Source organism: Lentzea sp. NPDC036955 (assembly GCF_055608005.1).
In genome coordinates this window covers 198,439-217,643 of the sequence record NZ_JBVJRC010000008.1, presented here as the reverse complement: position 1 = coordinate 217,643, position 19,205 = coordinate 198,439, and the positions used below count along the sequence as shown (strand labels likewise).

The window sequence follows — 19,205 nt, the reverse complement described above, 5'->3', positions numbered from 1 at the left end:
CTGCGCTTCGTCGTTCGGGCTCACCCTAACCGGCGGGTTACAGTCCGACCTATGCGTACTCACCCGGATGCCTGCCCCGGCGCCGTCGAGCTGCACCAGGCGGCCGATGGCGGGCTGGCCCGCATCCGGGTCCCCGGCGGCACCCTCTCCGCAGCTCAGTGGGATGCCGTGCGCACCGCCGCGGCCGAACTGGGGTCGGGCGTGCTGGAGCTGACCTCGCGGGCGAACCTCCAGATCAGGGGCCTCACGTCGGGGGTCGAGCTGGGTGCCCGCCTGCGTGCGTGCGGCCTGCTGCCGTCGGACACCCACGAACGCATCCGCAACATCATCGCCGCGCCCCTGGACGACAACCAGGCGCTGGTCGACGCGCTGGACACCGCCCTGTGCTCCGACCCGTCACTCGCCGCCCTACCAGGGCGTTTCCTGGTGACGGTGGGTGCTTCGGTGAGCGGTCTGGGCGGCGACATCGGCCTGGTGGGCGACGCGCTCCTGCTCGCCGGTACCGATACAGGTGTCCGGGTCGACGACCCCGTGGACGCCGTCGTCACCGCCGCCCGGCTGTTCCAGGAGCTGCGCGGCACGGCCTGGCGCCTGTCCGAAGTGGACGGCGGTGTGCGCAAGATCACCGCCCACCTCGGCACTTCCGCCGCACCGCGCGTCACCCCGGCTGTGACTCCTGTCGCACCTTCACCTGTGACACCAGGCGTTCCACTGGGCCGGCTCGACGCCGGTCAGCTGCCGGGCACGGCCCTGCGCCTGACCCCGTGGCGCTCCCTCGTCGTGCCGCCGGGCACCGACACGTCCGGCCTGATCACCGACCCCGCCTCGCCGTGGCACGGGGTGAGCGCGTGCACCGGCAAGCCGGGGTGCGCGAAGTCGTTGTCGGACGTCCGCGCCGACGCCCGCGCGTGGCTCGGCACGCCCCGCTCGCGGCCGGTGCACTGGTCGGGTTGCTCACGCCGATGTGGTCGTCCGGCCGGTGATGTGATCGAGTTCGTCGCGACCGGCGACGGCTACGAGGAGATCAGGTGACGGAGTACATCAGGGACGGCGCGGAGATCTACCGGCAGTCCTTCGCCACCATCCGCGCGGAGGCGGACCTCACCGCCTTCCCCGCCGACGTCGCCCAGGTCGTGGTCCGCATGATCCACGCCTGCGGCATGACGGACCTGCCGCGGGACGTCGGGTTCTCCCCGCACGTCGTCCGCGACGCCCGCGCGGCGTTGCGCGCCGGCGCCCCGATCCTGTGCGACGCCAACATGGTCGCGTCCGGCGTGACCCGCCGGCGCCTCCCCGCGGACAACGAGGTCCTCTGCTACCTGCAGGACCCCCGTACCCCCGCACTGGCGACCGAGATCGGCAACACGCGCAGCGCGGCGGCACTCGAACTGCTCGCCGACCGCTTCGACGGCGCGGTGATCGCCATCGGCAACGCCCCCACCGCCCTCTTCCACCTCCTGGACCTGATCGCGGCCGGAGCCCCGCGACCGGCGGCCGTGCTCGGCATCCCGGTCGGGTTCATCGGCGCCGCGGAGTCCAAAGACGCCCTGGCCGCAACGGATCTCGAACACCTCGTGGTCCGCGGCCGGCGCGGCGGCAGTGCCATGACGGCGGCCGCCATCAACGCGATCGCTAGTGAGGTCGAATGACGGGCAAGCTCTACGGCGTCGGTGTGGGTCCCGGTGACCCCGAACTCGTGACGGTCAAGGCCGCACGGCTCATCCGGGAAGCCGACGTCATCGCCTACCACAGCGCCCGGCACGGTCGCAGCAACGCCAAGAGCATCGCGGCACCGTACTTCCGCGACGGTCAGATCATGGAGCAGCTCGTCTACCCGGTCACCACCGAGGACACCGACGACTACCAGGGCGAGATCGACGCGTTCTACGAGGAGGCCGCCGCCACGCTGGCCGCGCACCTCGACGCCGGCCGCACGGTGGTCGTCCTCGCGGCGGGAGACCCGTTCTTCTACGGCTCCTACATGCACATGCACAAGCGGCTCGCCCACCGCTACGAGGCGGAGGTCGTCCCCGGCGTCACGTCCGTCAGCGGTGCCTCCGCTGTACTGGGCACCCCGCTCGTCGAACGGGACGAGGTGCTCACGATCCTGCCCGGCACGCTGCCGCCGGCCGAGCTGGCCGCGCGGATCGCGGACACCGACTGCGCCGCGATCCTCAAGCTGGGCCGCACCTTCGGCAACGTCCGGCAGGCGCTGGAGGAGGCCGGGCGGCTCGACGGCGCCTGGTACGTGGAGCGGGCGACCACCGGGCGGGAGCGCACGGCGAAGCTCGCCGACGTCGACCCCGGGTCGGTGCCGTACTTCTCGCTTGCGTTGCTGCCCAGCAACTCCCGGCCGGCGCGGCCGGGTGGTGAGGTCGTGGTCGTCGGTCTCGGCCCAGGCCACCACTCCTGGCTCACCCCGGAGGCGAAGCGGGCACTGGAGTCCGCCGACGACCTCGTCGGCTACACCACCTACCTGAACCGGGTGCCCGACCGCCCCGGCCAGACGAAGCACGCCTCGCACAACCAGGTCGAGTCCGAGCGCGCCGCCTTCGCACTCGACCTGGCCCGCCGCGGGTCGCGCGTCGCGGTCGTCTCGTCGGGTGACCCCGGTGTGTTCGCGATGGCCACCGCGGTCCTCGAAGTGGCCGCCGAACACCCGGACGTCCCGGTGCGGGTGCTCCCCGGTGTCACGGCTGCGAACGCCGTCGCCGCGAAGGCCGGTGCGCCGCTGGGGCACGACTACGCGGTGATCTCGTTGAGCGACCGCCTCAAGCCGTGGGACGTCATCGCCGAACGCCTGGAGGCCACCGCCAAGGCGGACCTGGTGATCGCGATCTACAACCCGGCCTCGAAGGCCCGCACGCACCAGGTGGCGGAGATGCGCGACCTGCTGCTCAAGCACCGTTCGCCGGACACGCCGCTGGTCGTCGGCCGGGACGTCGGCGGTCCGGAGGAGGAGATCCGCGTCCTCACCCTCGGCGCGCTCGACCCGGCCACGATCGACATGCGCTGCCTGCTGGTCGTCGGCTCGTCGCAGACCGTCGTGACCGAGCAGGGGGTCGTGTTCACGCCCCGGCGGTACCCAACCAGCTGACGGCCTCGTCCACGGTGGCCACCGCCTCCACGGGTGGGAGCGGTGGCCGCCGCACGACGACGACGGGGAGGCCGAGCCGTTCCGCGGCGTCCAGCTTCGCCGACGTCATCGTGCCGCCGCTGTCCTTCGTCACGAGCACGTCGATCCGGTGCTCGCGCATCAGCGCCAGCTCGCCTTCGACGGTGAACGGCCCGCGCGCCAGCAGCACCTCGATCCGGTGCGGCATCGGCGGTTCCGGCGGTTCGACCATGCGCGCGAGGAACCACTGCGGGCACCCGGCGAACTCGGCGAGGTCCTGCCGCCCGGTCGTGAGGAACACCCGCTCGCCGGGCAGGGCTGCCGCCGCGTCCGCGACGCTGTTCACCCGGGTCCATCCCGGCCGGGGCGTGAACCCGGGCCGGCGCAGGACCAGCAGTGGCACCCCGACCCGTTGGCAGGCCTCAAAGGCGTTCGCCGTGATCCGCGCGGCGAACGGGTGGGTGGCGTCGACCACGGCGTGGATGTCGTTGTCCCGCAACCACTGCGCGAGCCCGTCCACCCCACCGAACCCGCCGACCCGCACCTGTCCGGCCGGGAGCCGCGGCTCGCGCACCCGTCCGGCCAGGGAGGACACCGCGGTGACCCGGGACGCCAGCGCGCGGGCCTCGCCGGTGCCGCCGAGGATGAGGATCATCGAACGCGGGTCGCCGAGTACAGGTGGCTGTCCGGGAACTGCGTCGCCCCCAGCACCTTCCCCACGATGATCACCGCGGTCCGCTTGATGCCCGCCGCGGCGACCTGGGCGGCGATGTCGTCGAGGGTGCCCCGCAACACGACCTCGTCCGCGCGCGAGGCGTACGCGACGACCGCGACCGGGCAGTCCGCGCCGTAGTTGGGCACCAGCTCCGCGACCACGTCCGCGATCCGCTGCACGGCCAGGTGCAGCACGAGCGTCGCGTTCGACCGCCCCAGCGTGTCCAGGTCCTCGCCCTCCGGCATCGGCGTGGCCCGCTGCGACGTCCGCGTGAGGATGACGGTCTGCCCGACGCCCGGAACGGTCAGCTCGCGCTGCAACGACGCCGCCGCGGCCGCGAACGCCGGCACCCCCGGCGTCACGTCGTAGCCGATGCCCAGCGCGTCCAGCCGCCGCATCTGCTCGGCCATCGCGCTGAACACCGCCGGGTCGCCGGAGTGCAACCGCGCCACGTCCAGTCCGGCCTCGTCGGCCGCCACCAGCTCAGCGATGATCTCGTCGAGCGTCAGGTTCGCCGTGTCGACCAGCCGTGCGCCGTCCGGGCAGAACTCCAGCAGCTCCACCGGAACGAGCGCACCGGCGTACAGGCACACCGGCGAGGAGGCGATCAGGTCGCGGCCCCGCACGGTGATCAGGTCGGCGGCACCGGGTCCGGCGCCGATGAAGTGCACGGTCACTTGGTCACGCTCCACGTCGTCACCGGCATGTGCGGCCGCCAGCCGGTGAACCCGCCGACGGCGGACCCGCGGTTGACCGCGATCCGCACCAGGTCCCCGCCGAGCCGCGCGTACCACTGCGCCACAACGGCTTCCGACTCCAGCGTCACCGCGTTGACCACCAGCCGCCCACCGGAACCCAGTGCGTCCCAGCAGAACTGCACCACGCCGGGCACCGTCAGCCCGCCGCCGATGAAGATCGCGTCGGGCTTCTCCAGCCCCTCCAACGCCTCCGGCGACCGCCCGACGAGCACCTGCACACCCGGCACGCCCAGCGCGGCGGCGTTGCGCACGATCCGTTCGGCCCGCACCGCGTCCTGCTCGACGGCGATGGCCCTGCACGTCGGGTGCGTGCGCGCCCACTCGATCGCGATGGACCCCGACCCCGCGCCGACGTCCCACAACAGCTGCCCCGGCAACGGCGCCAGCTGCGCCACCGACACCGCCCGCACCTCGCGCTTGGTGAGCTGGCCGTCGGTCTCGTAGGCGTCGTCGGGCAGTCCCGGCACCCGCGAGTACCCCGGTCCGCTGAACTCGACGGCGATCACCGACAGCGGGTCCGCGATCTGCCCCGACCACGGGTAGACCCGCTCGTGCGGCCCGCCCAGCTGCTCCAGCACCGTGATCGGTCCCGCCAGTGCCGCCACGGCCTCGGCGTCCCCGCCGAGCACCAGCACCCGCCGCCCGGCCGTGAGCGCGGGCCGCAGCAGGTCGACCGACCGCCCCACCAGCGAGACGACCTCGACCTCGTTCAACGCCCACCCGAGCCGCGCGCACGCGAGCGACACCGACGACGGGTGCGGGATGACGGTGACGCGCGGTCCCAGCATGCGCACGAGCGTCGTGCCGATGCCGTGGAACATGGGGTCGCCGGAGGCGAGCACGCACACGTCCCGGTACTTCTCGAACAACGCGGGCAGCGCCGGCACCAGCGGCGAGGGCCACGCGACCCGCTCGAACTCGCCCGGCACCAGATCGAGCTGCCGCTGCGAGCCCATCAGCACCTTCGACCGCGACACGGCGGCCTGCGCGGCGGGCGAGAGCCCGTCCCACCCGTCGGCGCCGATGCCGACGACGAGGACGTCAGACTGATCCGGAGACACGCTGCACCTGAATCTCGATCACGACCCGTGTGGGGTTGACCCGCGGCTGACGATAACGCTGCGCGTACAGCTCCTCCGCTTGCGCGACGGACTCGGCGTCCTCGCGGACGGTGGCCGGCCCCTCCAGCGCGGACCACCGGCGTCCGTCCACCTGGCACACCGTCGCGTACCCGGCCCCGCGCACGTGCCGGACCTTCCACGACGCGCCGTCCGTGATCACCCGCGCGACACCGTTCACCCGGTCGAGCGTCACTCCCACGGGCACCACGTGTGGCGTGCCGTTCGCACGCACGGTGGACAGCGTGCACAGGTGCCGTTCCGTCCAGAACTCGGTGAACTCGGGGCCGCGCTCGATCGACATGGCACGCATCATCCCCGCGCGGGGCCCGCTGACGAAATCGAGGGAGAGCACCGTCACGCGAAGTCAGGTCATCGGTTCGGGCTCCGGAGCGCCGCGACGAGCTGCCGCGCCCGCGGTTCGTCGAACTCCGCCAAGACCGCGAGCGCTTCCTGTTCGGTGGCGGCTGCCTGCTCCGGCTGTTCGGACTCCCTGAGCGCGCGGGTCAGGTTGGTGAGTGCGCACGCGAGCATCCAGCGGTCGCCGGTGTCCCGGAATGCGGTCACGGCGGTCCGGTGGAACTTCTCCGCCTCGTCCGGCCTGCCCAGTTCCCGATAGGCCTCACCGGTGCCGTCGAGCGCCTCTGCTTCCCGGTTGCGGTCACCGAGCTGCCGCTGCGCCACCGCGGACCGCTGGTAGGAGACCAGGGAGTCGGCCACCTCTCCCCTGGCACGCTGGATTCGGCCCAACTCGGTCAGCCAGTACGCCTCCCAGGCGACGTGGTGGTCCTGTTCGGCGATGGCGAGCGCTCGCCCGATCGACTCCGCCGCCGCGTCGAGCTCGCCGTTCTCCCGCTGGGCCGCGGCCAGCAGGAACCACGCGTTCCCCTCGTAGGCACGGTCGCCGAGGTCCCGGTAGGTCTGCACGGAACGGCCGAGGGCGTCGACCGCGGCCGGGAGCTCCGCGAGGTCGTAGCTGGCACCGCCCAGGTTGGTCATCGCCAGTGCCTGCCAGCGGCGGTCACCGAGCTCTTGAGCGATCTCCAGGCACTGCCGGAAGCGCTCGATGGCAGGAGTGAGCCTTCGGCGGCGCCACTCGAGCAGTCCGAGGGCGTTGACCGACACCATCTCCCCGTAGCGGTCGCCGCTCTCCGCGCGGAGGGCCAGTGCCCGCGAATGACATTCCTCGGCGCGCTCCAGCTGCTGCGACTGGAGGTAGGCCTTGCCGAGGCTGTCGAGCACCTCGCCCTGGGCTGCCAGGTCGCCGATCCGCTCCGCGGCCGCCAGCCCGGCGGAGCTGGTCTCGATCCAGTCCTCGAACGGGTTGCGGCTGACGTAGATGCTGCGCAACAGCACCGGCAGCCGCCACGCGACGTCGTCCCGGCCGGCCGAGACGGCGGTGCGGACGGCGGCGACGAGGTTCGCCCGCTCACGCTCGTACCAGTCGAACGCCTCGCCCCGGTCCGAAAAGGACACAGGAGTCGTGTTCGCGGGCAAGGGTGTCAGGACGACGCGCCGGTCGAGTGGTGCGATGACCGCTGTCGCGTTCGACAACGTGTGGAGGTACCAGCTCAGTCCCCGGTCCACGGCGTCCCTTCTGGCAGCGGCATCTTCATGGTGGAACGCCTGTTGTGCCGCGTAGATGCGCAACAGGTCGTGGAACTGGAACCGGTTCGGCGCATGCTGTTCCAGCATGTGCGCGCCGATCAGCACGTCGAGCAACTTCCTGGTCTCGGACAGACCGAGGCCGCCGAGCGCTGCCGCCGCGGTGACGCCGAACTCCGCTCCGGGGTGGAGTCCGAGCAGCCGGAACAACCGGGCGGCATCCGCGTGCAAAGCCCGGTAGGACCAGGCGAAGACGGTCCGCACGGCATCCGACTCGTCGTCCTGGTCGGCGGTCAGCGCGTCCCACAGCGCCGACTCGTCGCGCAGATCGTCGATCAGTTCGTTCAGCATCATCAGCGGACGGCTCGACGCGCGTTCCGCGGCGATGCGCAACGCCAGGGGCAGCCGCGCGCACAGCCTCGCCAGCTCGACCAGGTCGGTCGTGTCGTCGTCGCGCCGGTAGCCGCTGGTGACCGTGCGCAGCAACCGAACCGCCTCCTCCTCGGAGAGCATGTCGAGCACGAGCCGCCGAGCACCGTCGCGGGCCACCAGCCCGGAGAAGCGGTTGCGGCTGGTGATCAGGACCAGGCACGTGGAGCTGCCGGGCAGCAGCGGCCGCACCTGGCCGGGACTCGCCGCGTTGTCCAGGACGACCAGCACGCGCCGGTCGGCGAGCAGCGAGCGGAACAACGCCGACCGGTCCTCCAGGGCGACCGGAATCGTTGTGGCCGGCACGCCGAGCCCCCGCAGGAACCGTTCCAGCGCCTGCTCGGCCGTCACCGGCGCGCCGGGGTCGTAGCCGCGGAGGTTGACGTAGAGCTGGCCGTCCGGGAACCGGTGCCGGACGCTGTGCGCCCAGTGCAGTGCGAGCGACGTCTTGCCGACACCGGCCGTGCCGGTGATCAGGTAGACGGCGACCGGTTCCTCGTCGGCCTGCTCCAGCACCTCGTCGAGCCGGGCGAGCTCGTGCAGCCGGTTCACGAACCCGCTCGTGCCACCGGGCAGCTGGTTCGGCCGCGGCAACGGCCGTTCGTGGTCGCGCGGACCGTGGAAGTGGATGCCGCCTTCGACATCCCTCGCCTGCACCACGTCGGCGGCGGACCCGGAGACCGAGGAGCTCGGCTGAAGCCGGTCGTCCGGCTCCATCACCGGCTCCGCAGCGGTGGCCCCAACGACTCGACCTCACGTGCGAAGTACGTGCTGATCGGTTCCGCCTTCTCGTACAGCCGTGTGATGAACTCGCGACAACGGAGCACCGGAGAGGCACCCGTGTAGAGCACTGCGCCCCGCAGACGCCCGTTCTCCTCATAAAGGATCTCGTACATCACGTCGTCGCCCAAGGTGATCAGCTCGGGCAGCAGGCTCTTTTCCTCGAAGCGCGCGACCTCCTGCTGGAGCAGGATCCGAGTAGGGCCGCCGAGCTGATCCCTGACGCGGAGCAGGTGCAGTTCCCACCTCAGGTAGTCCGTCAGCGGATGCTCCACTATTCGCACTCGGGAGGTGACGAACCCCGCGTTCTCGATCTTCGCGTAATGCGCACGCAGAGCCGGCCTGCGTTCGTCCAGGAGCGCGAGGGACCGGTGCCAGTCGCCCTCGTGGAACGCCTCCCAGCTGTCGTCCCCCGGCTCCTCGAAGTGCTGCAGCCGTTCGAGCTTCCAGAAGCCGGACCGGCCGCTGTTCCAGAAGCGCCGGTCGAAGTCGTCGAGGTATGCGTCTCCGAGCAGCAGCTCGCCTTCCGCACCACCGAACAGGTCATGCATCGGGGATGTCCGCCTTCGCCGCGATCACCATTCCCCGCGGCAGCACGACGAGCCGCTCGTCCGCGCCGACGCTGACGCCGTCCGGCAGGCGCCCCGCGTACTCCGGGGTGAGGTCGCGGCCGATGACCGCGACGTCGCCGTTGTCGAGCTCCCAGATGTCAGGGCACTTGGACTCACCACCGCTGGCGGCTTCGTCGGACTCACCGCCGCTGCCCGGTTCCTGCGGTGCGATTCCCCAGCGCCGGGAAAAGTCAGCCGACGGATTCGGTTGCCATATGTTTGTGGACATAACAAGAATGTCCTTTCTCCCCAAACGTAAGAGAATCAAGGTTAGCACCGAAAACATCGGAACCACGAAGCCGTTCTTCCACCGATCGTATGAACCTCAATAGCGAACGGCCCGTCACCATCGTGACGGGCCGTTTGCATGATCGAGCGCCTACGGGTAGTTGACGACGTTCACCGGCACGGTTCCCGGCGGCGTCACCCCTCCCGTCTCGTTGACCACGTGCGTGATGGTCCCCTTGTAGTTGAGCGACACGGTCAGCAGGTTGTGCAGTCGCACCCCGGACCGGTTGGGCACCTCGAACGCGTGGTGGGCCCGCACCGACGGGTTGACGTTGAAGAAGCAGTAGCTGCCGAGCCCCCACGCCTCGTGCGTGGTCACGTTGTCCGCGACCTTGTAGGCCGCGTAGCCGGCCAGGCCGTTCGGCGAGTTCCACACCGCCTGGTTCGGCACGTCGTAGGGCATCTCGTTCTGGAAGAAGATCGTCCGCCCGTTGTTGCCATTCCAGATCACCTGGTACTTCTGGTAGTGCTCGACGAACAGGCCGGTGGCCAGCACGTTGTTGCCGTTGACGACGACACCGGTGTCGCCGATGGCCTCGTTCCACCCGTAGGTGCCGGCGTTGCCGTGGTCGGCGCGCCAGACCCAGGTGTGGTCGATGATCGTGTCGTTGCTGTTGACGACGAGGCTGTTCGTGGCCTTGCCGGCGATGGCGCCGCCGACGCGGAAGAACACGTCCTGCAACGTGATCGGGTTCGCCGAGTGCGAGACCGACGAGCCGGGCGTGCCGACGGTCAGCAGCGACTGCGACAGGGTCGTGCCGGCGTCGAACAGGACGCCCTTGATCCGCACGCCGTCGACGTCGGCGACCTGCATGGCCGTGACGCCGTTCTGCGGCACGATCGTCGCGTACCCGATGCCGAGCACGACGGTGTTCGGCCGGGTGATCTGCAGCGTCTGGTTGACGTTGTAGATGCCGGGCGTGAAGAACAGGTTGCAGCCCTGGGCCAGCGCCGCGTTGATCGTCGAGGCGGTGTCACCGGACTTGACGACGTAGAACTGGCTCATCGGCAACGACGAACCGGGCGTGCCGCCGTTGATCCACGACGCACCGGAGGCGTTGGTGCGCAACGAGGGCAGGAACACCCGGTAGGCACCGTTCTCGAAGTACAGGTACGGCACGTCGCGCGAGACCGGCGTGGTCGCGAGGGTCGTCGACGGCGGGTTCGGGAACGTGGTCGCCGGAGCGCCGGGCGTCCCGGAGAACACCATGTTCCACACGCCGCCGTTCCAGCTGCCGTAGTTGGAGTCGCGGGTGTACCACTGCTGCTGCGACACCGACGCCGTCTGCCCGGACACGCGCGTGTCGGCGGTGTAGCCACCGGACGCGAAGCCGTAGGAGGCCGGGTAGAGCGCCAGGTTGCCGCGGATGTCCATGCGGCGGAACGGCGCGGCTTGTGCGACGGCCCAGCGGTTGGTGCCGTTGCTGGGGTTCACGGCCATGTTCTCGGCCGAGCGCCAGAAGTTCTGCAGCGCCACGCCCTGGTCGGACTCGTTGAACGCGTCCACGGTGATGTCGCCGTTGATGACCACGTCACCGGGGTTGCGGCCCAGACCCGCGACGGACGTGTAGTAGCCGACGTCGTCGTGGATGTTGTACGTGCCCGGCTTGAACAGGTGCGCGACCCGCCGCGGCGCCATCTGCGCCGTCAGCGTGTCTTTTTGCATGTTGAAGTCCGCGTCCAGCTGCGTCTGGATGCTCGCCGCCGACATGCTCGGGTCGAAGATCCGGGTGTTCGGCCCGAAGTTCGGCGTGTTGGACTGCACGCAACCCTGCTGCGTGCCGATGGTGTAGGTGGCGCTGCCCACGGACGAGTTCGCGAGCCCGGACTTGATGCCGATCGCGTTGATGGTCCTGGAGCTCGGCACCGAGATCGGCCCGCTGTAGACCGGGGAGGACGCCGTCGGCGTCGAACCGTCCACTGTGTACCGGATGGTCGCGCCGGAGGTGGCGGTGGAGATCGTCACCGTCTGCCCGGACGTGTAGGCGCCGCCCGGCGGGCTGAACGCGGGAGTGGCGACCGGTACCTGCGTGCTGCCGTGCGTGTAGGTGAAGTGCGGCGTGTCGTACTGGGGGCCGCTCTTCTCGTAGGTGAACCAGTACTCGACCACCGTGCCCGCCGACAGCGACCCGACGGACTTCTGCCACGTCCCGCCGTTGTTGGTCATCCGGAAGTTCTGCTGGGGCGTGTTGGTGATCAGGTAGTGGACGTCCACGTACAGAGCGGGCGTCGTCGGCGTGAAGTTGATCCTCGCCTCGGACGTGCTGACGGACGTCACGTTCTGCGTGTAGTCCGCCGCCGCCGAAGCGGTGTCGGACGCGGCTAATGAAGCCAGCACAACGGCAACGGCAGCGAAGCCGGCCTGCAATCTCGTCTTTGAGAGCGCTCTCACACCTGATGACGGTAAACGGCGCGGGTCCGCGGGACAAGCGCCGTTTCCACCCGAACGGGTCCGTACCTTGAAACGACTTCAAGCAATAGCGTCGGAGGCCATGACCTACTCCACCGCGTACAGCCGTGACCTCGGCGACGAGCTGCGCCTCATCCGGGAGACGAGCACGTCGCTGCACGGCCGCGCCATGGCGAACCGGCTCGGCTGGGACCCGAGCAAGGTCTCCACCATCGAACACGGGAAGGCGCACGCGAGCGCGGGCGACATCATCCAGTACCTGACGGTGTGCGGCAAGGACCTGGAGTACATCGAGGCTTTTCAGGCCCGGTACCGGCACGCCTTCGACCCGTACTTCGCCCAGATGCCGGAGAACCTGCGCACGCTCATGATGGCCGAGTCGCTGGCCACGAAGATCACCTGGGTGGAGACCAGCACCGCCCCTGGTCTCGTCCAAACCCCTGACTACGCCGATGCGCTGTACCGCAACGCAGGGCTGATCCCGCCGGAGAAGGTCGCCGCGCGGGTGAAAGTGCGGATGGAGCGGCAGACGATCCTCCGGCGTGCCAGAAGGCCGGACGTTCGCATCTACGTCCTCGAACGCGCGCTGCGGACCCACGTCGGCGACGACCGGATCATGGAGGACCAGTACCTGCAGCTGCTGTTCAACACCTACATCGTGCGGATCGTGCCGGATGACGCCATCGTGCTGACAGCGGGTTGTGCGCTGATGGAGTTCGAGAAGGCCCCTGCGCTGGTCTACACCGACACCGAGATGGCCCAGGTGTTCGCCCAGGACGAGCCCGCGGTCGAGGTCGCCACCCACCTGTTCCAGCGACTGGAAGCGCTCGCCTTGGATCAGGAACAATCGAAGCGCAAGCTGATGGAGTACATCAGCCGACTTCGAGGGGAATCTGATGGGGCAGGAACGGATCTGGCGTAAGAGCAGCTACAGCACCGGCGGTGACAGCAGCGCCTGTGTCGACGTGTCGCTCGACCACAACGCGCTGGTGCGGGACTCGAAGAACGTGAGCGGCGACGTGCTCACGTTCTCGACCCCCGCCTGGCAGTCGCTGCTCACGCACCTCGGTTCGCGTTGAGGTAGTTGTAGATCGTGTAGCGGGTCACCGCGAGCACGCTCGCCAGGTGGTCGACCGAGTCGCGGATCAGGAAGAACCCCGCCTCGTCCAGCACCCGCACGACCTGCGACTTGTGCACCTTCTTCATCAGCTCGACCGGCACCCCGACGTCGGCGATCGCCTTCTCGACGAGCACCCGTTGGAGTGTGTCCACGTCCTGCGGGAACGACTCGACGGGCCCGGACGCCTCGTGCGCGGCGAGCTTGTTGACGCACAGGCAGCCCACCGCCACCCCGGCCGCGTCGCGCACGAAGGTCGTCGACGACCAGATCGCGCGGCCGTCCGGCGCGTAGGTCTCGTAGCCGGGCATGTCGGTCGTCGTGCCGCGGCGGACCAGGCCGAGCAGCAGGTCCGTCATCGGGCCGCCCACCTGGCGGCCGGTGAGCGAGCCGGCGATCGCGATGATCGAGTTCGGCAGCCGGGACAGGTCGTGCACCACGACCTCGGTGTCCGGGCCCAGTGCCGTGGCGAGGCTGTCGACCGTCGGCACCAGCGCCGACAGCGCCGCCGGCATGGTCGAGACCGACGGACCGGACAGCGACCGCAGCGCCGACCGGACGCGTTCGAGGGTGCCGCGGGTGGTCGTGGCGTGCGGGGACAGGCGGACGTGCTCCGGGCGGACGGTGGCGGTGACGCCGAACGACTTCAGCGCCTCCCCCACGACCGGCGCGGCCTCGGCCGTCGTGAACGCCAGGATGCCGGCGCGGCGGTCGCGGGCGGAGACGACCTCGCCGCCGCACGACAGCACGATCTCCTCCAGTTCGGCGACGACCTCGGCGACGGCGGTGTCGAGCGCGCCCACGCCCGCCAGCTCGACGAGCTCCAGCGCCTCGGCGAACGCACCGGACACGACCGGGGAGAGGTTGGTGACGTTCCACGCCGCCGCGTCGGGGGCTGCGGCATGCACGGCGTTGTCGAACAGGCCCGCGTCCACCGCGCCCGTCCACCCGGACAGCACGGGCTGGAGCCGTTCCAGCGCGCGGTCCGACAGCACCACGAAACCGGTGCTCCACCCGGCCCGCAGCCACTTCTGGCCGCCGACCACGAGCACGTCGGCCACCTCCCACGGTTCGTCGACCACGCCGAAGCCCTGGATACCGTCCACGATCAGCAGGCGGTCGCCGACGGCCTCGCGCAACGCCGCCAGGTCCGCCCGGTAGCCGGTGCGGAAGTCCACGGCGGACACCGACAGCGCGGACACCTCGGGCGTGAGCGCGTCGACGACCGAGGACGCCGTCACCGCGCCGTCGAGCACCACCGACGGCAGGCCCGCGCGCACCCACGGGTAGGTGTTCGACGGGAACTCCGCCGCCGAGTACATGACGGTGCCGGTCAGGCCGAACGCGGCCTGGAAGAGGCCGGTCGACGTGTTCGGCACGAGCGCCACGTGGTCGGTGTCGGTGCGGCACAGCCGCGCGGCGGCGGCCTTGACGCGCTGCTCCTCGCGCATCAGCGTGTCCACCGTGGCGGGACCGGCGAGCGACGCCTGCTCCATCAGCCGGGTCGTGGCCGCCACCACCGGGATCGACGGGGGGCCGAAGCGGGCGAAGTCGAGGTACCCCTCCGGTTCGCGGAACTGGGCGAGGTACGAGGAGTTGGTCACCTAGAGCACCTTTGCGAGGAACTGCCGCGTGCGCGGCTGCTGCGGGTTGTCGAGCACGTCGGCCGGGGTGCCGGACTCGACGACCGCGCCGTCGACGAGGAACACCACGCGGTCGGCGACCGAGCGGGCGAAGCCGATCTCGTGGGTGACCACGATCATCGTCATGCCGTCGCGGGCGAGACCGGTCATCACGTCGAGCACCTCCCCGACGAGCTCGGGGTCCAGCGCCGACGTGGGCTCGTCGAACAACATCAGCTTGGGTTTCATCGCCAGCGCGCGGGCGATCGCAACACGCTGCTGCTGGCCGCCGGACAGCTGCGCCGGGTAGGCGCCGGCCTTCTCCGCGAGCCCGACCCGTTCCAGCAGGTCGCGCGCCTCGGCGACGGCGGTGGCCCGGTCGACGCCGAGCACGTGCACCGGGCCCTCGAAGACGTTCTCCAGCGCCGTGCGGTGCGGGAACAGGTTGAACCGCTGGAACACCATGCCCACGTCACGGCGCTGCCGGGCGACGTCGCGCTCCTTCAGCTCGTACAGCTTGCCGCCGGCCGCGCGGAACCCGACCGGCACGCCGTCGACCCAGATGCGGCCCGCGTCGATGGTCTCCAGGTGGTTCACGCAGCGCAGGAACGTCGACTTGCCGGCACCGGACGGCCCGAGCAGGCACACGACCTCACCCCGCTCGACCTCCAGGTCGATGCCCTTGAGCACCTCGGTGTGACCGAACGACTTGCGAACATCGACCGCCTCAACGAGGGCCATACGCACGCTCCAGGTAGTGCTGCCCGACCGACGCCAGCGACACCATCACCAGGTACCAGGCCGCGGCGGCGAACAGGGTCTCCATGATCTCCAGGTTGCGCGAGGCGATGTTGTTCGCGGCGTGGATGAGCTCCAGGAACGCGATCACCGACGCCATCGACGTGCCCTTGATCATGTTGATGAAGTTGTTGCCGGTCGGTGGGATGATCACGCGCATGGCCTGCGGCAGGACCACCCGCCGCAACGTCGTGGCCGGCGTCATGCCGATCGACTTGGCCGCCTCGGTCTGACCGGGGTCCACGCTGGACAGACCTGCGCGGACGATCTCGGCCATGTAGGCGCTCTCGTTCAGCCCCAGCCCCAGCAACGCCGCCACGAACGCGGTCATCACCACGTTCGTCGGCACGCTGAACACCATCGGGATGCTGATGTTCTGGAAGACGAGCGCGAGGTTGAACCAGATGAGGATCTGCAGCAGCACCGGCAGGCCGCGGAACAGCCAGATGTAGCCGATGGCGAACCACCGTGCGACCGGGTTGGCGCTCAGCCGCATCAGCGCGACCACCACGCCGAGCACGATCGCACCGCCCTGCGCGGCGATGGCCAGCACGATCGTGTTGACCAGGCCTTCGAGCATGACGGGGTGCGTGAAGAACCCCGGGACGTGCTCCCACTGGATCTGCGCCTCCGCCATCGCCCAGCCCAGGCCGGCGATGATGATGACGATGATCCCCGCGCTGACCCACCGCCACGGGTGGCTCAGCGGGACGACGACGAGCTCATGATCCTGCTTCTGATCGGACATCCGATCCACATCACTTGCCATTGATCGCAGCCTTGCCGATCGCACCCTGCTTGATGTCCCAGTTGCCGAGGATCTTGGCGTAGGTGCCGTCGTCGATCAGTGCCTGCAACGCGCCCTTGACCGCCTCGCTGAGCTTGGCGTTCTGCTTGTTCACGCCGATGCCGTACGGGCCGCCGTTGATCGGGGCGAGCTCGACGACCTCGAAGAACGCGCCGTCACCCGCGGTCTTGGCGACGTACACGGCGGTCGGCAGGTCGTTGAGGATCGCGGCGACGCGGCCGGTGCGCAGCTGGTTCTGGTTGCCGGTGTCGCTGTCGGTGACGCTGACCTGCACCTCGGGCTTGCCCGCGGCGACGCAGCGCTGGCTCTGCTCCTTGGCGAACGTCTCCTGCGAGCTGCCGAGGTTCACCGCCACCCCCTTGCCGCAGAGGTCGTCGGGTCCCTTGACGCCCTGCGGGTTGCCCTTCTGCACCATGATCGTGATGCCGGAGGTGAAGTAGTCGACGAAGTCGATCTTCTGCTGACGTTCGGCGGTGTCGTTCATCGCCGCCATCGTCACGTCGACCCGGCCGGTCTCCAGGCTCGTGATCAGCGAGCTGAACGCCATGTCGCTGTGCTCGGCCTTGAGCCCGATCTTGGCGGCGATCGCGGTGATCAGGTCGACCTCCGACCCCTGCGGGGTCTTGCCGTCCTCCTTGTAGAAGTTGTTCGGCGGGTTCTGGATGTTCGACCCGACCCGCAGCTTGCCGGTCTGCGCGATGGCCGGGGGCACGAGCGCGGCGAGCGCGTCGTCCTTCTGGACGCTCGACAGGTCCGAGGACGGCGGGGTGGTCGTCTGCGCGTTGTCAGACGTGCCGCCACACGCGGTGAGCGTGGCGACGAGCAGCGTGGTCACGAGCAGGCGCGGCTTCATGGCCGGGAACCTACAACGCGAAGTTGAAGACGTCCACAAAAAGTTGAAATCCACGCCTGCCTCAGTGCACGCGGGGAGCTTTCGTACTCGTAGAGGGCACGCGGGGTCCCCGCGTGCCCGGAGGGGCGGGAATTCTGGGGGCGGTTGGGGCGTTGGGAGGGGCGAGCCAACTACGAGGAGGAACAGATGGCGACGGTCGAGCTGACCACGGAGAACTTCGACGAGGTGGTCGGCGGTTCCGGCATCGTCCTGGTCGACTTCTGGGCCGAGTGGTGCGGGCCGTGCCGTGCGTTCGCGCCGACGTACGAGGCGGCGTCGGAGAAGCACGAGGACCTGGTGTTCGGCAAGGTCGACACGGAGGCGCAGCAGGAGCTCGCGGCCACGTTCGGCATCCGGTCGATCCCCACGTTGATGATCGTGCGCGAGGGTGTCGTGCTGTTCGCCCAGCCGGGTGCGCTGCCGGGCAACGCGCTGGACGACCTGATCGAGCAGGCCCGCGGTGTGGACATGGAAGAGGTCCACGCGAAGGTCAAGCAGGCGCAGGAACAGGGCTGACCTCCCGCGAAACACCCATGTCGGTGATTCGCGAGGGGCTACTCCGGGTAGCCGAGTCGCATGAACACCGACACGTCGACCGCACAGCTGGTCAACCAGCTGTCCGAGCAGGTGAGCAGGCTCGCACGCGATGAGATTCGCCTCGCGGTCGCCGAGCTCAAGGACAAGGGCAAGCACGCCGGTGTCGGCGCCGGGTTGTTCGGCGCGGCCGGCGTGTTCGCGTGGTGGGGCGGGCTGAGCGTCGTCGCCGGCCTGGTCCTCGCCCTCTCCCTCGTGCTGCCCGGGTGGGCGGCTGCCCTCATCGTCGCCGCCGGGCTCCTCCTGATCGCCGGTGTCCTGGCGCTGGTGGGGCGCTCGCAGGTCAAGCAGGCCGCTCCGCCCGTGCCGCGGCAGGCGGTGGAGAACGTCCAGCGCGACATCGCGACGATCAAGGAGAGTGCGCACCGATGACCGATCCCAGGGAGCAGTTGCAGCGGGACGTCGAACGCACCCGCCGTGAGCTCGGCGAGACCGTGGAGGCGTTGGCGCACAAGGTCGACGTGCCGGGTCGTGTGAAGGAGCAGGCGCACGAGACGGTCGTGCGGATGACCGCGGCGACCGACCAGGCCGTGGCGTCGCTGCCCGAACCGGTGGCGCAGCAGGTGCAGAAGGCGCGTCAGCACCCGCTGGCGATCGGAGCGGTGCTGATGGCACTCGTGCTCCTCATCTGGAAGCTGTCCAGGAGGAACGGATGAAGCTGCTGTACCGCCCACTCGGAATGCTGCTCGGTGCGCTGGGCGGCATGGCCGCCACGGCGATCTTCGGGCAGATCTGGAAGGTCGTCGCCGGCGACAAGGAAGCGCCCAGCGCGACCATGAAGGACCGCCGCTGGCGCGAGGTCCTGCTCGCCGCCGCACTGCAGGGAGCGATCTTCGGCCTGGTCAAGGCCGCGATCGACCGCGGTGGCGCCGTCGGCTTCCAGAAGGCCACGGGCAAGTGGCCCGGTGACGAGGAAGACTGACCACCGCACCACCACAGCACGACACGAGCCGGTCCGCGCCCACCCGCGGACCGGCTCGTCGTGGTCCTGCGGGCGTTTGAACCCTCAACTACTCTGGTCGGCATGCCACAGCCAGAGGGTGCCGAGCTGGACGCGATCAGGGCCAAGCGCGACGAGCTGCGCGAACGCTACGTGAAGCCGTTGGCCGACCGCGGCGGCTCACCGACGCAGGGCGTCCACCACATCGCGCTGATCTGCCGCGACGTCGAGGAGACGATCCGGTTCTACCAGGAGTTCCTCGGCTTCCCGCTCGTGGAGCTCGTGGAGAACCGCGACTACCGCGGCTCCAGCCACTTCTTCTTCGACCTCGGCAGCAAGAACCTGCTGGGGTTCTTCGACTTCCCCGGTCACGACCACCCGCCGTTCTCCGAGACGATCGGCGCCGTGCAGCACCTGGCGCTGTCCATCTCGCCGGAGCGGTTCGACGCGATCAAGGCCAAGCTCGACGAGGACGGGGTCGAGTACCTGGGGCCGGATCGGGGCGTCGAGGACAGCCTGTACATCCGCGACCCCAACGGTGTAGGGATTGAGTTCTACCGGGAAGAGCTGGGCAAGTTCGAAGGCTCGACGCTCGTCAACTGAAG

The 19,205-nt window shown here is 69.8% G+C and carries 22 protein-coding genes; 10 read left to right on the top strand and 12 right to left on the bottom strand.

Annotated features, from left to right (window positions below; all coding sequences use genetic code 11):
* The first annotated feature begins 51 nt into the window (after window positions 1–51).
* Genes ACZ7CF_RS27845 through ACZ7CF_RS27835 form a run of 3 tightly spaced genes read left to right on the top strand, consistent with a single transcriptional unit; the run spans window position 52 to window position 3,097 of the window.
* Window positions 52–1,032, top strand: coding sequence for a hypothetical protein (locus ACZ7CF_RS27845; RefSeq protein ID WP_470370945.1), 981 nt, complete (start codon window positions 52–54; stop codon window positions 1,030–1,032).
* Window positions 1,029–1,649, top strand: a complete 621-nt coding sequence (locus ACZ7CF_RS27840) for a precorrin-8X methylmutase (protein ID WP_470370944.1) — start codon at window positions 1,029–1,031, stop codon at window positions 1,647–1,649. The genes ACZ7CF_RS27845 and ACZ7CF_RS27840 overlap by 4 nt, the downstream gene beginning before the upstream one ends.
* Window positions 1,646–3,097 (top strand): precorrin-2 C(20)-methyltransferase, encoded by a 1,452-nt coding sequence (locus tag ACZ7CF_RS27835; RefSeq protein ID WP_458431033.1) that lies wholly within the window; start codon window positions 1,646–1,648, stop codon window positions 3,095–3,097. Before ACZ7CF_RS27840 ends, ACZ7CF_RS27835 begins: the two co-directional genes overlap by 4 nt.
* Here the strand turns inward: ACZ7CF_RS27835 and ACZ7CF_RS27830 are convergent.
* The 8 genes from ACZ7CF_RS27830 to ACZ7CF_RS27795 form a co-directional block, all read right to left on the bottom strand.
* Window positions 3,069–3,770, bottom strand: a complete 702-nt coding sequence (locus ACZ7CF_RS27830; RefSeq protein WP_470370943.1) for a cobalt-precorrin-6A reductase — start codon at window positions 3,768–3,770, stop codon at window positions 3,069–3,071. The two genes, ACZ7CF_RS27835 and ACZ7CF_RS27830, sit on opposite strands and share 29 nt — an antisense overlap.
* Window positions 3,767–4,507 carry a precorrin-4 C(11)-methyltransferase gene (cobM, locus tag ACZ7CF_RS27825; RefSeq protein WP_360392675.1) on the bottom strand — a complete coding sequence of 247 codons (741 nt, stop codon included), beginning with the start codon at window positions 4,505–4,507 and terminating at the stop codon, window positions 3,767–3,769. Before cobM ends, ACZ7CF_RS27830 begins: the two co-directional genes overlap by 4 nt.
* On the bottom strand, window positions 4,504–5,649 hold the full coding sequence (gene cbiE, locus ACZ7CF_RS27820) for a precorrin-6y C5,15-methyltransferase (decarboxylating) subunit CbiE (RefSeq protein WP_470370942.1): 1,146 nt from the start codon (window positions 5,647–5,649) through the stop codon (window positions 4,504–4,506). The genes cobM and cbiE overlap by 4 nt, the downstream gene beginning before the upstream one ends.
* Entirely contained in the window at window positions 5,630–6,019 is a 390-nt protein-coding gene (locus ACZ7CF_RS27815) for a TIGR03618 family F420-dependent PPOX class oxidoreductase (protein WP_360392678.1), read from the bottom strand. The genes cbiE and ACZ7CF_RS27815 overlap by 20 nt, the downstream gene beginning before the upstream one ends.
* A gap of 59 nt (window positions 6,020–6,078) precedes the next feature.
* Window positions 6,079–8,457 (bottom strand): ATP-binding protein, encoded by a 2,379-nt coding sequence (locus ACZ7CF_RS27810; RefSeq protein ID WP_470370941.1) that lies wholly within the window; start codon window positions 8,455–8,457, stop codon window positions 6,079–6,081.
* Window positions 8,457–9,071: a DUF6879 family protein gene (locus tag ACZ7CF_RS27805; protein ID WP_458431029.1), complete on the bottom strand. Its 615-nt coding sequence runs from the start codon at window positions 9,069–9,071 to the stop codon at window positions 8,457–8,459. Before ACZ7CF_RS27805 ends, ACZ7CF_RS27810 begins: the two co-directional genes overlap by 1 nt.
* Window positions 9,064–9,417 (bottom strand): hypothetical protein, encoded by a 354-nt coding sequence (locus ACZ7CF_RS27800; RefSeq protein ID WP_360392681.1) that lies wholly within the window; start codon window positions 9,415–9,417, stop codon window positions 9,064–9,066. Before ACZ7CF_RS27800 ends, ACZ7CF_RS27805 begins: the two co-directional genes overlap by 8 nt.
* Window positions 9,418–9,510: 93 nt before the next feature.
* Window positions 9,511–11,757, bottom strand: a complete 2,247-nt coding sequence (locus ACZ7CF_RS27795) for a chitobiase/beta-hexosaminidase C-terminal domain-containing protein (protein ID WP_470370940.1) — start codon at window positions 11,755–11,757, stop codon at window positions 9,511–9,513.
* Between the two features lie 154 nt (window positions 11,758–11,911).
* Here ACZ7CF_RS27795 and ACZ7CF_RS27790 point away from each other — a divergent pair, with 154 nt between their 5' ends.
* On the top strand, window positions 11,912–12,751 hold the full coding sequence (locus ACZ7CF_RS27790) for a helix-turn-helix domain-containing protein (protein WP_470370939.1): 840 nt from the start codon (window positions 11,912–11,914) through the stop codon (window positions 12,749–12,751).
* Window positions 12,726–12,908, top strand: a complete 183-nt coding sequence (locus tag ACZ7CF_RS27785) for a DUF397 domain-containing protein (RefSeq protein WP_470370938.1) — start codon at window positions 12,726–12,728, stop codon at window positions 12,906–12,908. The genes ACZ7CF_RS27790 and ACZ7CF_RS27785 overlap by 26 nt, the downstream gene beginning before the upstream one ends.
* On the opposite strand, the gene ACZ7CF_RS27780 is transcribed toward ACZ7CF_RS27785, so the two are convergent.
* From ACZ7CF_RS27780 to ACZ7CF_RS27765, 4 genes are read right to left on the bottom strand one after another with little or no spacing between them, the layout of a single operon-like run.
* Window positions 12,886–14,550: an aminotransferase class V-fold PLP-dependent enzyme gene (locus ACZ7CF_RS27780; protein WP_470370937.1), complete on the bottom strand. Its 1,665-nt coding sequence runs from the start codon at window positions 14,548–14,550 to the stop codon at window positions 12,886–12,888. The two genes, ACZ7CF_RS27785 and ACZ7CF_RS27780, sit on opposite strands and share 23 nt — an antisense overlap.
* Window positions 14,551–15,309, bottom strand: a complete 759-nt coding sequence (locus ACZ7CF_RS27775; RefSeq protein ID WP_470370936.1) for an amino acid ABC transporter ATP-binding protein — start codon at window positions 15,307–15,309, stop codon at window positions 14,551–14,553.
* On the bottom strand, window positions 15,296–16,114 hold the full coding sequence (locus ACZ7CF_RS27770) for an amino acid ABC transporter permease (protein ID WP_360392133.1): 819 nt from the start codon (window positions 16,112–16,114) through the stop codon (window positions 15,296–15,298). Before ACZ7CF_RS27770 ends, ACZ7CF_RS27775 begins: the two co-directional genes overlap by 14 nt.
* Before the next feature lie 10 nt (window positions 16,115–16,124).
* Complete coding sequence (locus ACZ7CF_RS27765) at window positions 16,125–17,027, bottom strand: ABC transporter substrate-binding protein (protein ID WP_360392136.1); 903 nt, start codon at window positions 17,025–17,027, stop codon at window positions 16,125–16,127.
* Window positions 17,028–17,213: 186 nt separating this feature from the next.
* On the opposite strand from ACZ7CF_RS27765, the gene trxA reads away from it, so the two are divergent.
* The 5 genes from trxA to ACZ7CF_RS27740 all read left to right on the top strand — a co-directional run bounded on the left by trxA (window position 17,214) and on the right by ACZ7CF_RS27740 (window position 19,203).
* A complete protein-coding gene (gene trxA, locus ACZ7CF_RS27760; protein WP_360392139.1) occupies window positions 17,214–17,582 on the top strand; it encodes a thioredoxin in 369 nt (122 codons plus the stop codon).
* Between the two features lie 60 nt (window positions 17,583–17,642).
* The gene (locus tag ACZ7CF_RS27755; protein WP_360392141.1) at window positions 17,643–18,032 is read left to right on the top strand and encodes a phage holin family protein; all 390 of its coding nucleotides are present in this window, start codon (window positions 17,643–17,645) and stop codon (window positions 18,030–18,032) included.
* On the top strand, window positions 18,029–18,316 hold the full coding sequence (locus ACZ7CF_RS27750) for a DUF3618 domain-containing protein (RefSeq protein ID WP_360392143.1): 288 nt from the start codon (window positions 18,029–18,031) through the stop codon (window positions 18,314–18,316). The genes ACZ7CF_RS27755 and ACZ7CF_RS27750 overlap by 4 nt, the downstream gene beginning before the upstream one ends.
* Complete coding sequence (locus ACZ7CF_RS27745) at window positions 18,313–18,582, top strand: DUF4235 domain-containing protein (RefSeq protein WP_360392146.1); 270 nt, start codon at window positions 18,313–18,315, stop codon at window positions 18,580–18,582. Before ACZ7CF_RS27750 ends, ACZ7CF_RS27745 begins: the two co-directional genes overlap by 4 nt.
* A gap of 102 nt (window positions 18,583–18,684) precedes the next feature.
* Window positions 18,685–19,203, top strand: a complete 519-nt coding sequence (locus tag ACZ7CF_RS27740) for a VOC family protein (protein ID WP_360392148.1) — start codon at window positions 18,685–18,687, stop codon at window positions 19,201–19,203.
* The last annotated feature ends 2 nt before the right edge of the window (window positions 19,204–19,205 follow it).

Coding starts and splice junctions, on each gene's coding strand:
- ACZ7CF_RS27845 (WP_470370945.1), top strand. CDS start 52: ATGCGTACTCACCCGGATGCCTGCCCCGGCGCCGTCGAGCTGCACCAG.
- ACZ7CF_RS27835 (WP_458431033.1), top strand. CDS start 1,646: ATGACGGGCAAGCTCTACGGCGTCGGTGTGGGTCCCGGTGACCCCGAA.
- ACZ7CF_RS27830 (WP_470370943.1), bottom strand. CDS start 3,770: ATGATCCTCATCCTCGGCGGCACCGGCGAGGCCCGCGCGCTGGCGTCC.
- ACZ7CF_RS27815 (WP_360392678.1), bottom strand. CDS start 6,019: ATGCGTGCCATGTCGATCGAGCGCGGCCCCGAGTTCACCGAGTTCTGG.
- ACZ7CF_RS27810 (WP_470370941.1), bottom strand. CDS start 8,457: ATGGAGCCGGACGACCGGCTTCAGCCGAGCTCCTCGGTCTCCGGGTCC.
- ACZ7CF_RS27805 (WP_458431029.1), bottom strand. CDS start 9,071: ATGCATGACCTGTTCGGTGGTGCGGAAGGCGAGCTGCTGCTCGGAGAC.
- ACZ7CF_RS27800 (WP_360392681.1), bottom strand. CDS start 9,417: ATGTTTTCGGTGCTAACCTTGATTCTCTTACGTTTGGGGAGAAAGGAC.
- ACZ7CF_RS27790 (WP_470370939.1), top strand. CDS start 11,912: ATGACCTACTCCACCGCGTACAGCCGTGACCTCGGCGACGAGCTGCGC.
- ACZ7CF_RS27785 (WP_470370938.1), top strand. CDS start 12,726: ATGGGGCAGGAACGGATCTGGCGTAAGAGCAGCTACAGCACCGGCGGT.
- ACZ7CF_RS27775 (WP_470370936.1), bottom strand. CDS start 15,309: ATGGCCCTCGTTGAGGCGGTCGATGTTCGCAAGTCGTTCGGTCACACC.
- ACZ7CF_RS27770 (WP_360392133.1), bottom strand. CDS start 16,114: ATGTCCGATCAGAAGCAGGATCATGAGCTCGTCGTCGTCCCGCTGAGC.
- ACZ7CF_RS27765 (WP_360392136.1), bottom strand. CDS start 17,027: ATGAAGCCGCGCCTGCTCGTGACCACGCTGCTCGTCGCCACGCTCACC.
- trxA (WP_360392139.1), top strand. CDS start 17,214: ATGGCGACGGTCGAGCTGACCACGGAGAACTTCGACGAGGTGGTCGGC.
- ACZ7CF_RS27755 (WP_360392141.1), top strand. CDS start 17,643: ATGAACACCGACACGTCGACCGCACAGCTGGTCAACCAGCTGTCCGAG.
- ACZ7CF_RS27750 (WP_360392143.1), top strand. CDS start 18,029: ATGACCGATCCCAGGGAGCAGTTGCAGCGGGACGTCGAACGCACCCGC.
- ACZ7CF_RS27745 (WP_360392146.1), top strand. CDS start 18,313: ATGAAGCTGCTGTACCGCCCACTCGGAATGCTGCTCGGTGCGCTGGGC.
- ACZ7CF_RS27740 (WP_360392148.1), top strand. CDS start 18,685: ATGCCACAGCCAGAGGGTGCCGAGCTGGACGCGATCAGGGCCAAGCGC.